Here is a 14,780-nt window from a genome sequence, read left to right on the forward strand (position 1 = left end):
GATCGTTGTCAACTCCGCAGTCGTCGATCCGCTGGTGTGTCGGCCTGCCAACGCGTCCGCGGTTTCCGGCGAGGGTTTGCATGGCTGGAAAGGCGGCATGGTGGAGGACATGGGAGATGAGGGGCGGTGCCGGTCGGTGGCCGAGCCGGATTTCTGGCGGCAGGTCGTCCGACGGCTGGGCACAGCTCTCATCGTGGTGGACCCCACTGGACGGATTCTCGCGGCCAACCCGGCTGCCGAGCGCCTGCTGGGCCGTGCCGCCGCCGCCATGCGGGGCGAGGACGCACACGACCTGCTGCACCGGGACGCGGCCGGCGGCCCGGTGCCCCGGGAGCAGTGCCCACTACTGCGGTCCCTGGCCGAGAGAGCCGAGGCACGGGGGGAGGGTGAGATCTGTCTGCGCGGTGACGGCCGTCTGACCGCGATCTCCTGGTCCGCTTCCCCTCTGAGGGACGACAGCGCCTTCCAGGGCATGGCCGTGCTGTTGACCGACGCCGCCGGCAACCGCAGCACGCGCCGGGAGCGTGCGGCCTACACGCGGGCTCTGGAGGACCGCACCGAACGGTTGACGCTGGTCGCGGAGATCACCGACGTGCTGGGTCAGACACTCGAGATCGACGAGGCCCTCGCCCGGCTGGGCCGCCTGCTGGTTCCCCGCCTGGCCGACTGGGCGGCGGTAGACCTGCGGGTCGGTACCGGACAGGTCCACCGTGTGGCGGTGACGGGCCCGGGGGGCCGCCAAGCCGCGCAGGAGGAGTGGCGCGAGCGCCTGCCCCAGACGGAGGTGGGAAGAGCCCACTCTCCGCTCGTCCAGGTATTGAACGGCGGTGATCCCGTTCTGCAGCGCGAAGCAGACGTCACCGAGTCGGCCGGCTCTGCCCTGGCCGCCGTCCACAGCGGCTTCCTGCGGGCGGTGGGCGCGACATCCGCCCTCACCGTGCCGCTGGGCTCCGCCCGTCAGGTCACCGGCGCCCTGACGCTGGTGCGCACCGCCCCGGAGACCCCCTTCGACACCGACGATCTGAAAGTGGTGGGCGACATCGGCCGCCGGGTCGGCCTGGTCATCGACAACGCCCGCCGGTTCGGCCGCCAGCGTGCCGTCGCCGAGGCCATGCAGCGCAACCTGCTCGCCCCGCTGCCCCGGCTCGGCCGCCTGCAACTGGCCGCCCGCTACCAGCCCGCCCCGGCCGGCTCCCAGGTCGGTGGCGACTGGTACGACGCCTTCGAGCTGAAGGACGGCACGCTCGCGCTGGTCATCGGCGACGTCCTGGGTCACGATCTCACCGCCGCGGCCGGCATGGCACAACTGCACGGCATCCTGCGGTCACTGGCCTGGGACCGCGCCGGCCCACCCGGCGCTGTCGTGGACCGCCTCGACGACGCCCTGCCCGCCATCACCACCGTCCCCATGGCCACCCTCGTCCTCGCCCTGCTCGAAGGCAGCCCGCACACCGGCCCATGGACGCTGCGGTGGACCAGCGCCGGGCATCCGCCGCCCCTCCTGCTGGCCCAGGGCGGACAGGCGCAGTACCTCGAAGCCGGGCAGGGGCTCCTCCTTGGCGCCGGTTCGAGCACCGTCGGCAGCCGACCGAACGCCGCGCAGTCGCTGCCGCCGGGTTCCACCCTGCTGCTCTACACCGACGGCCTGATCGAAATCCCCGGCAGCGACCTCGACACCGGCCTCACCCGTCTGCGCCACCACGCCCTCGCTCTCGCCCACGAACCGCTCGACACCCTGTGCGATCAGCTACTCGGCCGCATGCCACCCGGCAACACCGACGACGTGGCCCTGCTCGCCCTGCGGATGCCGTCCTGAACCATGACGTGGGCAACTACAGGCGTGGACATCATCTTGCGGAGCGGTCGCGGAGCGTTACCTCCCCCTGGTCGATGACGAGGAGACGGGTTCGCGTGAGACCCGCACGCCTGCCCTTCTTGGTGGAAGGGATCTGGTGTGACGTGGACGCGACCGCTTCCAGTACGTCGGCCGCACGACCACGCACCGAGTTCACCGACGCTCGGTTGGTCGCGTGGGCGCGGTTCGCGATCCGCCCGGCCTCGGAGAGACATGCCGTGCCGTAGACACTCCTCAAAGGCCGATGAGTTTGCAGAAGCGAAGAGCGCCTCCCGCTTGGGCGCGGAGAGTCCCTGGGTGACAGGCTGTGCCTCGGCCGTCAGAGCGGCGGCGTCGCCCCCTCCTTGCTTCGGGTGCTCAGGAGGGGAGAAGCCGGGCACAACGGTGCCCTCGGCGGACGTTGCACGCACCTGTTTGAGAAGCCCCGTCGGACCGCACCGGCGAGGCTTCTCGTCGAACACCGCTATCACAGACGCCCCTATAACGCGGGGGTGCGGGAACCCGGTCTGACCAGGTTGAAGACCTCGCGGGCGGCATACCGCTTGAGGCATCGGATGATCTCGCGTCGGGTCTTGCCCTCCTGGGTGCGGCGTTCGTAGTACGCCTGGGTTCGGGGGTCGTGGCGCAGGCGGGTGAACACGATGCGGTGCAGGGCCGCGTTCGCCTGGCGGTCGCCGCCGTGGTTGAGCCGTCGCGTGATGCGCCGCCCAGAGGAGTACTCGATGGGGCTGACTCCGCAAAGGGCAGCGAAGGACGCCTCGGTGTTCAGCCGCTCGGGGTTGTCTCCCATGGTGATCAGCAGGGTGACGGCGCTGTCCGGGCCGATGCCCATCGGTACGAGTAGCTGTGGGGCGTGGTGTTCGACGAGCTGGGTCAGGCGTTGGTTCAGCTCATTGATCTGCCTGGTGAGCTGTTCGATGCGTTCGGCGAGCATGCGCAATGTCAGGTGGGTGGCCTGGGCCGCCGCGTCCTCGTCTCCCCCGCCATCGGGTGGGCTGAGGGTCAGCAGCCGGCGGGCCGAGCGATCCGGCCGGTTCACCTCGTATACCTCGACCTGCTGCGCCAGCAGGTAGCGGGACAGGCCCGCGCCGAAGGTGCCGGTGCCCTCCACACCGGCCCGGCGCACCGTCCCCCGCTTGCGGGCCCACACAAGCAGCTGTCGATAGCCGGCCGTCGTTGCCGGAAAGGACTCGGTTCCCAAGACCTTCCCGAGCGGGGAGATCATGGCGGCGACATGCACCTCGCCGTGCGTGTCCACGCCCAGGACGACCTCTCTCCGCACGGGAGGGTCCGTGCTCGAGGAGGTGCTGCGCTGTCTGGTCGTCATGGTGGTTCGCCTCCCGCGTGGTGACGTGCTGGGTGGATGGCACCGGCCTGCATGGGCGGTCTGAACCGTGATGGCGCCTGGAACTCGGCAAGGCCCCTATTGGGACACGCCCTGTGGCTCGGTGGCAGGCAGCATCCCGCAACGGCAGTCGACAGGTCCGTGACTGGACACTTCGGTCATAGATCTCACGAGTCAGACCCCCGTCCGGGACGGCACTGGGCAACCGTCCCATCGATGCTGGTACAGCGGCGTGACTCGATCACTGCCGGATGACTTCGGCCGAACGGATGCTCAACCTGACTTAGTGCGCTGACAACGCGTTGGCTCTCGTCCATTCCTGACCGGTATCGGCAGGGATACTTCACGCAAGGAGGCGGTGCTCACCGGCTGCGGCAGCTGGGGCTCCCTCCCTGGTGATCAGGACCCCGATGGCCAACTCACCAGAAGACTCATGACCCGCATCTCAGAAGCCGTTGTCGTACCGATCACGGTGGACATCGATTCGAGTGCGCCCACGCGGCTGGGTGATCTTTCGGTGGGGCGCGCATGAAAGCAGGGCCTCCTGATCAGCTCGGGATTGTCGAAGTTCAAACGAACTGGCCAGGAGGTCGCCCGCATCGGGCTGAAGCCCGGCGATCGTCGTCAAGCTCAAACAGACCGTTGTCCAGGTCGACGAGGAACGCGGAGAACTGCGGCTTGTCACCCTCCTGCTCTCCGGTGCCGGCCATGCGGGCGACGACGATCGCGAAGTCGGCGAAGGGACCGGCGGAGGAGAAGACCTTGTGGCCGGTGAGCCGGTAGCCGTCGCCGTCCCGTACGGCGACGGTGCGCATGGAGCGGACGTCGGAGCCGGCGTCGGTCTCCGGTGAGGGAGAAGCAGCACGCCCTCTCGCCGCGGATGAGTGGCAGCAGGTACCTGTCCAACTGGTGCTCGCTGGCGTGCTGGAGGAGGTCGCCCGCGCACAAGGGGCCGCCCATGTCGCCGAGTACGCTGTGGCCGAGGACGCGCCCGCTGGCGCCGATCTCCTCCTTGAGGGCGGCGAGCTGGGTGTAGGTGAGGTTCTGGCCGCCGTACTCCCCGGGCAGCTGGATGCCGTAGAAGCCCAGTTCGCGGCTGCGGCGCCAGACCGGTTCGAGGTCGGCGCGGGTGAGCAAGCTGCCGGGGGTGAGGCCGCGCTCTCGTTCGTACTCGGCGAGTTCACCGTCGAGGTAGTCGCGCAGGCGGTCGACGAGTTCGGCGGTGGGTGGTCGTAGACGGGGTGGAGGGAGAAGGCCACGGGAGAGGCTCCGAACGGGGTGGGGTCAGTTGACGCGGCGGGCGGCGTGCGCCCAGAAGGGTTCGCGTACGGTCTTGCGGTCGAGCTTGCCGTTGCGCTTGTGGGGCAGTTCGGGCACGAAGTCGACCGAGCGCGGCTTCTTGAGGCGGTCCAGCCGGTCGGCGCAGAAGGCGATCAGTTCCTCGGCTGTGACAGTCGTACCGACGGCGCCGGCCACGCCCATCACGGTCAGAGCGGCCAGATGCGCACCGTCCTGGACGCACGCACCTCCAGCGGCTACGGCTCCCGCGGCATCTACGCCATCCTCGACGTCGAAACGGCACTGGCCGCCGCCGACACCGCCGCGCGGCTGCGGGACCACGCTGCGGCCGGCGAGAAGATCTCCGGTCCCGCCGCCCGCAGGGCCCTGACTCCCGACGCGTTCCTGATCTGCGCGTTCAAGCATGCCGACGCCCTCACATGAACGACCAGCACCAAGACGAGCGGCCCGCATTCGCCAGGCCATTGACCGTCTCCCGGCCGGACAGGCCACCGCCTCCAACGGCAGCCTCACCGTAGATGCCCTCGCCGCCGAAGCAGGCGTACACCGCATGGCCCTCCTCAAACGGCACACCGCCCCGAGGAAGGAGTTCTACGAACGAGTGCGCACCGAGATCCGGCATACCCCGGCGCCCGAAAGACGTCTGCGGGGAACCGTCACCAAGCTCCAGGAGACCGTCGCCCGACAGAGAGCCGAGATCGAAGAGCTCCGCCAGCTGGTAACCAGACTCACCCTCGCCAGCGCCGTGCTCATCTACGACGGTGATCAGCGGACGGATTCATCCGCCGATAACGTCGTGCCGCGGCGCCGACCACCAACGTGACGGCCGCCGCCGGTCGGCGCTGGTGACCCTGCCCGGCCACCCGCTCCGGCTCCGGCTCCGGCTCCGGCTCCGGCTCCGGCTCCGGCTCCGGCGACACAATGCCCGACGACCCCGCCCGCAGTCGGTCCTCTCGGCCCACTGCCCGCACGCCACTTCGGCGGCTGCCAGCCTGGCCACCCGCGTCTCGATCTCGGCCAGCTCCTTGCGCAGCAGTTCTCAGCGCGTTCTGCCAGCTGCACCCGCTACTCGATCGTCCACGTCAACGCATCCGCGATGAAGACCCTCCCGCCGCAGAACCTACGCAACAGGCCAAGGATCTTGCCCGAGAACCGCAGCGGACACCCGTCACAGACGGTCATGTGCTATCGATCTCCACCCGGACCAGCACGAGCACTTCCCCGGGACAGCACACCAGCTCCGCCGATCAGCAGAAATCAGGTTGGGTGGGCTCGCTGCGGAACACCCCTGCTCGAGCAGGGGTGTTCCGCAGCGAGCCGCCGTCAGAGGGCCAGAGGGGTCAGCAGATCCGGCTCTGTCGGCTTCTCCCAGGGGCGCAGGTCCGCAGCAGCCGCGCGGGGCCGCCGCGCCTGTCGGCCTTCGTTGACCGGGAGGTCAGGCGGCCGACCTCGGGTCGATCTTCCAGCGCATGTTGGTGGGCGCGTTGGTTCCGGTGAAGTGCTTGAGGGTCACGTACACATCAGGGTGGGGGTAGTTCTGCGACTGCGAAGTGATTGCCCACTGCCGGAAGTTCGCTCCGGCTGGAGTGATGGTGTAGGTCTCGGAGGTGCCGTCCTCGCGGACGATCCAGTCCTGTGCCGGACCGTCGTTGCAGTTGGTCACGGTCAGCGGGCCGTTGTCCTTCGCGTTGTCCGGCACCGTCAAGCAGGCCGGGGTCGGGTTCTTGATCGGTTCGGTCTCGATGACGTAGTGGTCGCCGTACTTCTGCTTGAGTCGCCAGACCGACCCCGAGCCCTCATTGGCCAGCGGCCAGGGGTACCACACCTGGACGTACTGTGGCCGGTTCTCATTCTGAGTGTCGGTCTGCAGGTAGAAGCCGGTCGATGCGTTGCTGATGATCACCGCCTGGTTGCTCGGGGGGTAGCCGGGGCCGTTGGCTGCGGCCGGGGCGGCCGCAGCCACGCTTGCGGAGAGTGCCAAACCGAGCAGGAGGGCGATCTTGCGCATGGACGGTCCCTTTCGTCGAGCGGCATCTGCCGGGGGTATCTGTCGTCGACGTCCCTGCCCCTACGGTCGACTGCCAAAAGAGCCCGCCCCGGAATGACTCCGAATGAGGGAGGGGTGTCCGGATTGGCGTACGGCTCGACGGCCACTTCTGGATCACGTGGCGGAGATTGTGCAGGATGCGGTCGTCGGGGCCGACGAGCGCCGCCCCGGCGGTGACGTGGCCGGGCCAGGGTTTGCGGTTGGTGAGGTCGTCGCCGTCGTCCAGAAGGCCGAGGAACCGCACCGACATCCACCAGGTCGCAGTCATCGGCACGGCCGTGCGCCCCTGGTTACGCCCCCGGTGCGCATCTTCGTCACTCCTTCGTGGCATTTCGGTCTCGGACTGCAGTGGTGAAGATCAGCTGTGTGGCGCGCCGGGGGTTCGGTCCGGTCGGCGCCGCATCCCCGTGGGTGCGTCGAGAGGAGTGAGCTGTGACCTTGACGGCTGAGACCGTGGAAGCCGAGATGGAGGCCGCAAACCAGGAGGGAGACCCGGCTGCGGACGCGCTGGTGTCCGATCTCATCGACAACAGGGAGGTCGACGGCGTCAACGGCCTGTTCCGCACCATCGGGACACTCAAGCCCCGCATGCCCATGGACGAGCTGTCCAACCTTCCAGAACGGCTCGCGCAGTTCCTGCACGATGCCTCCGAACAGCCGCCCGGCTGGAGCGAGGCCGACGTCAAGGCCGCGGAAGCCTTCTTCGCTCACCACCACGGCGTGGCCTCCATGCTGCAGGGCACCGTCGGCCTGATCGGCACTTACCTCTCCCCGACCGGCGCCTACACCCTGCGCACCACCGGGCGCCTGGGCGGCGTGGACGGTCCCGGCCGGCGGCTGTCGCAGTCCTCGCGCCTGTTCATCGGCATGGGTGACAAGGACGCCCTGCGCAACGGCACCCTGGCGGCGACCGTGACCAAGGTACGCCTGGTCCACGCCTCCGTCCGCCAGCTGCACAAGAAGAGCGGCCAGTGGGACTACGCCAAGTGGGGCGAGCCCGTCTCGCAGAAGTACACCACCGGCGCCATCGGCGTCTTCAGCGTTCAGATCCTCCAGGCTATGAAGAACCTCGGCGTCCATGTGGCGCACGACGACGCGCAGGGCTTCGTGAACGCCTGGCACTACATCAACCACTACCTCGGCACCCCTGAGAAGTGGCTGATCCCCAAGGACGTCGACCTGGTCGACCGGATCTGGAGCATCATGCGGGAAAAGGAGTGGCAGCCGGGCGAGGACTGCAATGTCATGACCGCGCAGGCGCTGAAGTTCTACAAGGAGAAGATGCTCCCGCCTGGCTTCTACGAGCCCTTCATCGCCATGATCCGCACCGCGTTCACGGACAAGTACGCCGACATGGCCGGCATCCCCAAGAGCACTGTCGACCTGGCGGCCAAGCCCGCCGCGGCCATGCACAGCCTCTTCAGCAGTACTGTCGGCGGCGTGGGCGGCGGCAGCGCGAAGAAGGCAGTCGGGGTCAACCCCCACGACGAGATCCTCGGGGTGGCGTCGAAGGCGTTCAATCAGGTCGAGCTCTACGCCCTCACTCACGACCAGGACGACCAGCCCCAAATGCACCAGGAGCTCCACGACAACCGCTGAAGGCTCAGCCGACTCCGATACCGCCCTCGCGTGCGGGTGGTGGCATGGTCGCCGGCCAACCCTGGCCGCACTCGGCCTGGACGCCGTGGCCGCCCGCCTCCAGGCCCTCGTCGTCGACCAGACGGGCTTTGTTCACGAGAACGGTGCAGGCCGCCCGCGCGCGGGTCGCCCCGGCCGCACGACGTTCGTCTCCGGCAGAAACGACCGCCAAGGGCCGTGTCCTGTTCAGCGGGGTGCTCCGGCCCGCCGGGTGCCAGACGGCTGTGCACACCAAGGGCATCGATGAACAGTTCCACAGGCACCCGATGATCAGGACGGAGATCAAAGACGTCCGGCCCCTGGGTACGGGGCAGCGCGACAGCCGCCGCCATCAGCGGCGCCGGCGCTCGGAGGTGCCCGAACTCGTCGTGATCACTCTGCGTCGGCTCTCGTCCGGCGGGACCACGAGGAGCGGGAAGGGCGGTGGTGGTGGAGGACGAGCAGGGCCAGGGCCCCGGTTGCTGCGGACCAGGCGAGGGAGAGCAGGCCGTGAGACCAGGGAGTCTGGGGGGTGAGGGCTGAGCTCAGCGCCAGCTGGTTCACGCCGTACAGAGGGAGCGCGGACACGCCTGCCACATCCATGAGTGTGTTGAAGACGGGGTTCTGCAGACCGGTGTCGACCAGGCTGAGCATGATGATCAGGAAGAAGCCCTCCAGCTCGCCGCGGACCAGGGAGCCGAGGAGAAGCCCGATGCCGCCGTAGGCGAGGCCGGCGCCCGCGAGGGCCAGCCCCAGGGGGCCTGCGTGGCGTACGGGCAGGGAAGCCCACAGCAGGATCGTGGTGTAAAGGGCCAGCGCGACGGCGGTGAGGGCGATGGCAGTGAGCTTGGCCAGCAGCATCGGCAGCCGGGGGTAGCCGGCCAGCAGCAGACGGCGGTCCATCTGACGGGACTGGAAGGTCTCCGTGAAAGTGATGAAGCCGGCGACCATGGTGACGGCGCCCAGCGCGCTGGCCACCTGGCCCAGCTGGCTGGCCGGAGCAGAGACAGGGACGCTGATGGCGTCCAGCCGGATGCGCACCACTTGGTCGGATGTGCACAGGCGTGCCACCGCGACCCAGACGGGAATGAACGCGACTGCCAAGGCCAGGGCCAGCCGGTTGCGCAGGTGGCCCAGCAGAGTGCAGCGCAGGAGCTCGGTGAAGGCCGTCCAGGTGGGTTTCAGCACTCGGTCTCCTCGAAGTGCAGACGGCCCTGGCGCAGATGCGCGATCGCGTCGAAGTGGTGTGCGTCGTGCAGCAGGTGAGAGACCACGATGATCGACCGGCCCTGATCGCGCAGGGCGGCGGCCAGGGCCCAGAACCGCTGGTGGGTGTCCCAGTCGAAGCCCTGATAGGGCTCGTCCAGGACCAGCAGGTGTGGATCGTGCATGAGAGCGATCAGCAGGTTCAGCTTCTGCCGCGTTCCCCCACTGAGTTCGCCGACCTGCTGTCGTCGGCAGGCGGTCATCGCCAGCAGCTCCATCAGCTCGCCGGCCCGTTCCAGTGTGGCCAGCCGGTAGGCCCTCTGGAACAACCGCAGATGCTGTTCGACGGTGAACGCGTCGTTCAGTACGGCCCGTTGCGGGCAGTACCCCACTGCGCCAGTCCGTGTCACCGTGCCGCGGTCGGGTGCGAGGTGGCCTACGGCGATCTGCAGCAGAGTGCTCTTTCCCGCACCGTTCTCGCCGACGACTCCCACCAGCGTCCCGGCAGACACGTCAAGGTACACATCGCGCAGGACCTGCCGGCCGCCGTACGCCTTGCAGACTCCGCTGATCCGCAGCCGTGGCCGGGGGCGCGTCGTTACTGCGTGCACATGAACCCCTCGAAGGAATCGGACAGGTGGAGCGAGCCGTTCCGGAGGGAGCCCGTGGAGGCCGGGGCCGCGCAGGCTCATGCTTGGCTGGCCTGCGCGGCTCATGACCCGGTAGGGACCTGCGAGTAAGGGCGGCGCCGCCTCAGCCCCTTGCGGGCCGGCTCTTGGGACGACCGAACCCTCGCGCAACGTCTGCTGCCGGGTGACCAACGAGTCCGCACCGCCGGTGTAACGGCAGTCACCTCCTGTGTCACATCTGGGAGTTGGGCGTGACATACGCCGCGGTCTGCCGTTGTAGGAGGCGATGTCCCCCACACCACAGCGAGACTTCAGTGCTCCCACGATCGTGATCGGAGCCGGCCCACACGGCTTGGCGGCCGCCGCACTGCTGAACCGCTCCGGCGAGCCGACCGTGATCCTCGAACGGTCGGACCGCGTGGGAGCGAGCTGGGCGCAGCGCTACGACCACCTGCGTTTGCACACCACTCCCGGCACGTCGAAACTCCCCGGCCTGCCCATTCCGCGTCAGGCGGGTCCTTGGGTGAGCCGGGACGACTATGTGCGCTACCTGGAGCACTACGTCGCCCATCACCGACTCGACGTCCGGGTGAACACGGAGGTGCAGCGCATCGAACGGGCCGAGCCAGGTTCGAGAGCACGATGGCTGGTGCACACTGCAGACGGTCCGGTACCCGCTGGTGCGGTCGTGGTGGCCACCGGCCGCTGCCACACGCCTCACACTCCGCGCTGGCCAGGGCGTGCGACGTTCACCGGCACCCTGCTGCACTCGGCCCACTACCGCTCTGCGATCCCCTACCGGGGGCGGGACGTGCTGGTGGTCGGCGCCGGCAACAGCGGTACCGAGATTGCGAGTGTCCTGGCCGGGGCCGGAGCCGAACGGGTACGGATCTCTATTCGCACCCCACCCAACATCCTGCCCCGCTCCAGCGCACGATGGCATGCGGCCGGCCGGCTGACGGAGGTCCTCCCAATGGCGTGGCGTGACCGCACCTCCCTGCTCACGCAACGTCTCGCGGTGCCCGACCTGACCTCACGAGGACTGCCCCGGCCCGGCACCGGTCTGTACACCCGCAATGTCCGAGAAGGGGTCAACCCGGTGCTCGACCACGGCTTCGTGGACGCCGTCCTGTCCGGCCGGGTCGAGCCGGTCGCCGCCGTCGAGGCGTTCGACGGCTCGGACGTGGTACTGGCCGACGGCACCCGGCTGCGACCCGACAAGGTCATCGCCGCCACGGGGTTCCGGTCCGACCTGCACGACCTGGTGGGGACCCTGGGCGTACTCGACGACGCCGGGCAGCCCCTCGCCGTAGGCGGGCAGTGCCACCCTACGGCCCCGCGCCTGTACTTCACCGGATACACCAACCCCCTCACGGGTGTCCTTCGCCAAGCGGGCGTCGAGGCGCGCGCGATTACCCATGCGTTGCGACGGGAGAAGGCGCGGCCAGCCCTTCCCCTCCCTCGGCCCGGCGACCGCACGGCCGACGCACTCGACAACGGGCACGCACCGGGCTGACGGGAGCTGTTGGGCTCGGATGCCGGTCGCCGACAGGGCGCCGCGGCAGAACTCGCCGCTCGTCTTTCCGGATGCGTCCGCACCGGGGGGTGCAGCACGACGCATCCGGGCCCTCGTGGTCGGTGCGAGAGGGGTGGTGCTGCTCAGGTCGCGGTCACCGACCGACCCGGCCGTGTGCGGCCTTGCGGCCACTGACCGAGATCAGACTGATGCCGGTGTCGGTGAAGGAGGGTGTGCGGTGGAGCGCCCGCATGTTCTCGATGTCGTGGCGGGTGAGAAGGCCCTGTTCCAGTAGAGCGGGAGTGGCTTGGTCGAATGTCGTCGTCCAGAAGGCGTCGGTCGCACTGCGATCGCCTACGGTGCCCGGGGCGGTGGCGGACTCGACCATGGTCAGGCCGAGCTCGGTGAACCGGGCCGCGAGAGTGTCGGCCCAGCGCAGGTCGGATCCGACCGTCGTGGCGAGAAGTTTCTCGCCGGCGCGGGTGACCTTCCTGAACAGAGGGTGCGCGGAGGCGTCGACGGGGCGGACGGAGAGGTCCTCGATGACCAGCCAGCCGCCGGGACGGACCCAGCCGACGGCCCGGTGCAGCAGTTCCTCACGCTGGGGCAGGTGGCACAGCAGGGCGCGGGCGTGGACGAGGTCGAACGTCTCGGGCGGGAAGTCCTCGCGTACGGCGTCGTGCTGGAGCACGCGAACCTGCGTCAAGGGCGGGAAGCCCAAGAACCGGGTGTCCGTGTCGGTGGCGGTGACCTTTCCGAGTGGGTGACGGGCGGCCAGCCAGGCGGCAACCGACCCGGCTCCGGCGCCCAGGTCGAGACAGTGTGCGTCCGCGGGCAGTTCGAGACGGCCGAGCACCCGGAAGGTCGCCGGGTCGAACGCGGCCTCCAAGGTGCGCAGGCGGGTGTGCTCTCCGGGGACGTGGTGGGCGACGTAGCTGCCGGCGTAGCCCTGGGCCGCCGCGCGCTCGGTGCCGGTCACAGGGTCACCTCCAATCGGCTCGGGCAGCGGTTGAGGAAGCCGGCCGGTACGGGCCGGAAGCCGCTTGCCCAGCGAAGGCGGGGGTATTGCGCGACCAACAGCCTCAGACCGGTGGTGATCTCGGCGCGGGCCAGGTGTGATCCGAGACAGAAGTGCCGGCCTGCGCCGAAGGCAAAGTGGCTTGATGCGCCGCCGTACTCCCGGTCGAGGCGGTCGTCGGCGCGGTGCAGTGCGAAGGCGTCCGGGTCCGGGAAGCGTCGGGGGTCGCGGTTGGCCGAGCCGATCAGACAGGCGACGGTGGCACCCGCCGGCACAGCCCCGGAGGGCAGATCGGCAGCTTCGCGGGTCTGCCGGAGCACCAACTGCAGGGCGGGGTCGCGACGCAAGGTCTCGGCGAGCGCGAGGTCGATCACAGCCGGGTCGGTACGAACCGCGTTCAGGAGGTCGGGGACGTCCAGGACGTTGGCTATCAGGTTGGCGAGCGTGCCGTGGCTGGTCTCACTGCCCGCGGTCATCAGGATCGCGCAGCACCCGCGGACGTACTGCTCCGAAAGCGGTCGGCCGTCGACCGTCGCGGTCAGCAGGGCGGAGATCAGATCGTCGCCGGGGCGGGCCCGCCGGGCGTCCAGGTGAGGCTGGAGGTAGTCGTAGAAGTCGTCCCGGTTGGCGAGGCCGTGGGTCAACAGTCCCGGGTCCTGACGGTAGTTGCCCATGTAGGCGAAGCCCACGGTGCACCAGCGTTTCAGCCGGGCGACCTGCTCGGGTGTGTCGGCGGGCAGGCCCAGGGCGCGGGCCATCACCCGGATCGGCAGGGGGGTGGTGAACTCAGCTACCAGGTCGACCTGTTCACGGCCGCGGAGCCGCCTCACCAGGTTTGTGGTGACTTCGGTGATGGACTTCTGGAGGACGGCCAGGGCCCGGCTGCGAAAGGCGGGTGTGAGCAGCGCGCGGTGCACGGCATGCTCCTGGCCGTCCATGGACACGATGCTGTGGCCCAGCAGCGGGGCGATCTGCCAGGTGTAGTTGTCGTTGCTGAACCGGGGATCGGTCAAGGCTGCGTGTACGTCCGCGTGGCGGCTCAGCAGCCAGGTGTCGGTGGGTTCGTCGTAGGCGATCGGCAGGGTGTCGCGCAGCCACCGGTACAGCGGATAGGGGTCGGTCTCGAAGGCCCGCGATTTCAGTGTGGGCGGCGTCAGCGAGGTGTTCACGGCGCCGACATGGGTGCTGCCCCTGGCCTGCAGGTGGTAGCGGGAGGCGTCGGCGTGCCAGTCGGCGGAGGCACGCATCGCCTGTTCGAGCCGTCCGATCCAGGCTGCCTGCGCTGTGACACCAGGACCGGACGGTGGCAGGTGGGCGAGGTGGCGGCGTGCGCGGGCGCTGAACTCGTCGGCGGCCGCGGTGATCATGTCGCGAGCCGCGTCCAGGGCTCCTTGTAAAGGCATGCGATGTTCCCCGGCGAGCAGCAACACCAGGTTGAAGAGCTCGTCGTGAACGAGGTCCTTCGCGACGGAGTGGATGTCGTTGGTCCAGGCGATCACATCCGCTGCGAGAGCCCGTAACTCGGGCCAACATCCCTCGCCGCACGGTTCGGTGGACTGGACGGCGCCGTCCGCGGCTTCGATCAGGTCAAAGAAGAGCAACGCGCCGAACGCGTCGCGCCGCAGCTCCATGTACTCGGCCACGGCGCAGGTCACTCCGCGCTCCCGCATCCGCACCAATGCCTGCTGCGCCCGCAGATGGCGCAGGAGATCTCGGCGCAATCGTGCCTGCCACGCCTTGTCACCGAGGCTTCGGGTACGTGGCCACAGATCGGTTGCCAGAGCGCGCAGCATCGGATCGCGGCTGCCTGGGCCGCTGCCCCGGCTCACGATTTCTTCGACCTCGGCGGAAAAGCGCTCCAGCGCTCCGCCCTCACCCCAGGGTCCGTCGTCGACCCGGTCGTCGAGTACCAGCGCCCACAGGAACCAGTCCATCAGCACCGCCGCACCAGGCGGCGGTGCCGGACCGGCGAGAGCCACTCCAAGTCCCAGCAGGGAAGACCCCTGCAGTCTGGCCCGGCCTCGCGGCCCGATCAGGCCGTGTCGCTCGGCCCAGCCGATCGCGGCACCCCGCAAGGCATCCGCGTCCGCACGGCGCGGCGGCGGCTCGAACGGCAGAACGATCGTGGGGATGACGAGCACGGGGGACGGAGGACGGACCGGCGGTACGGGTGTCATAGCTGTTCCTCATACACACGCTGAAGCATGTTGGACCGGGTTTCGGCACGTGCTGGAACCGGTGGGGCGGC

At 69.1% G+C, this 14,780-nt stretch carries 13 protein-coding genes and 2 pseudogenes; 5 read left to right on the forward strand and 10 right to left on the reverse strand.

The window, feature by feature from the left end; genetic code table 11:
- Positions 1-109 precede the first annotated feature (109 nt).
- Entirely contained in the window at positions 110-1,816 is a 1,707-nt protein-coding gene (locus OO52_RS21970) for a SpoIIE family protein phosphatase (protein WP_037629207.1), read from the forward strand.
- 517 nt (positions 1,817-2,333) lie between these two features.
- Here OO52_RS21970 and OO52_RS21975 read toward each other — a convergent pair.
- The 4 genes and pseudogenes from OO52_RS21975 to OO52_RS21985 form a co-directional block, all read right to left on the reverse strand.
- Complete coding sequence (locus OO52_RS21975; RefSeq protein ID WP_063738806.1) at positions 2,334-3,182, reverse strand: IS110 family transposase; 849 nt, start codon at positions 3,180-3,182, stop codon at positions 2,334-2,336.
- Positions 3,183-3,769: 587 nt separating this feature from the next.
- The gene (locus OO52_RS52820; RefSeq protein WP_234339875.1) at positions 3,770-4,015 is read right to left on the reverse strand and encodes an acyl-CoA dehydrogenase family protein; all 246 of its coding nucleotides are present in this window, start codon (positions 4,013-4,015) and stop codon (positions 3,770-3,772) included.
- Positions 4,016-4,130: 115 nt separating this feature from the next.
- Positions 4,131-4,403: pseudogene (locus OO52_RS52825) on the reverse strand (acyl-CoA dehydrogenase family protein); the annotation flags it as partial.
- Positions 4,404-4,484: 81 nt separating this feature from the next.
- Complete coding sequence (locus OO52_RS21985; RefSeq protein WP_234339876.1) at positions 4,485-4,676, reverse strand: AMP-binding enzyme; 192 nt, start codon at positions 4,674-4,676, stop codon at positions 4,485-4,487.
- 12 nt (positions 4,677-4,688) lie between these two features.
- On the opposite strand from OO52_RS21985, the pseudogene OO52_RS21990 reads away from it, so the two are divergent.
- Together OO52_RS21990 and OO52_RS52830 are read left to right on the forward strand one after the other, a co-directional pair.
- Positions 4,689-4,916, forward strand: a pseudogene (locus tag OO52_RS21990) (integrase); the annotation flags it as partial.
- Positions 4,917-5,100: 184 nt separating this feature from the next.
- Positions 5,101-5,322, forward strand: coding sequence for a hypothetical protein (locus OO52_RS52830; protein ID WP_234339877.1), 222 nt, complete (start codon positions 5,101-5,103; stop codon positions 5,320-5,322).
- A gap of 612 nt (positions 5,323-5,934) precedes the next feature.
- Here OO52_RS52830 and OO52_RS22000 read toward each other — a convergent pair.
- Entirely contained in the window at positions 5,935-6,507 is a 573-nt protein-coding gene (locus OO52_RS22000) for an RICIN domain-containing protein (protein ID WP_030645419.1), read from the reverse strand.
- A 471-nt stretch (positions 6,508-6,978) separates the two neighbouring features.
- Between OO52_RS22000 and OO52_RS22005 the strand changes: the two genes are divergently transcribed.
- Entirely contained in the window at positions 6,979-8,145 is a 1,167-nt protein-coding gene (locus OO52_RS22005; protein ID WP_234339878.1) for an oxygenase MpaB family protein, read from the forward strand.
- Positions 8,146-8,149: 4 nt separating this feature from the next.
- Here the strand turns inward: OO52_RS22005 and OO52_RS54000 are convergent, their stop codons facing one another.
- The 3 genes from OO52_RS54000 to OO52_RS22015 form a co-directional block, all read right to left on the reverse strand.
- Complete coding sequence (locus OO52_RS54000) at positions 8,150-8,281, reverse strand: hypothetical protein (RefSeq protein WP_267885030.1); 132 nt, start codon at positions 8,279-8,281, stop codon at positions 8,150-8,152.
- A 275-nt stretch (positions 8,282-8,556) separates the two neighbouring features.
- Complete coding sequence (locus OO52_RS22010) at positions 8,557-9,351, reverse strand: hypothetical protein (RefSeq protein WP_234339879.1); 795 nt, start codon at positions 9,349-9,351, stop codon at positions 8,557-8,559.
- Entirely contained in the window at positions 9,345-9,980 is a 636-nt protein-coding gene (locus OO52_RS22015) for an ABC transporter ATP-binding protein (protein WP_234339880.1), read from the reverse strand. Before OO52_RS22015 ends, OO52_RS22010 begins: the two co-directional genes overlap by 7 nt.
- 304 nt (positions 9,981-10,284) lie before the next feature.
- Between OO52_RS22015 and OO52_RS22020 the strand changes: the two genes are divergently transcribed.
- Entirely contained in the window at positions 10,285-11,514 is a 1,230-nt protein-coding gene (locus OO52_RS22020; protein WP_051818445.1) for a flavin-containing monooxygenase, read from the forward strand.
- Positions 11,515-11,668: 154 nt separating this feature from the next.
- Here the strand turns inward: OO52_RS22020 and OO52_RS22025 are convergent, their stop codons facing one another.
- Together OO52_RS22025 and OO52_RS47600 are read right to left on the reverse strand one after the other, a co-directional pair.
- Entirely contained in the window at positions 11,669-12,493 is an 825-nt protein-coding gene (locus OO52_RS22025) for a class I SAM-dependent methyltransferase (protein WP_030645430.1), read from the reverse strand.
- Entirely contained in the window at positions 12,490-14,709 is a 2,220-nt protein-coding gene (locus OO52_RS47600) for a cytochrome P450 (protein ID WP_030645432.1), read from the reverse strand. The genes OO52_RS22025 and OO52_RS47600 overlap by 4 nt, the downstream gene beginning before the upstream one ends.
- Between the last annotated feature and the right edge of the window lie 71 nt (positions 14,710-14,780).

It is taken from the genome of Streptomyces flaveolus, assembly GCF_000716535.1.
GTDB lineage: Bacteria > Actinomycetota > Actinomycetes > Streptomycetales > Streptomycetaceae > Streptomyces > Streptomyces flaveolus_A.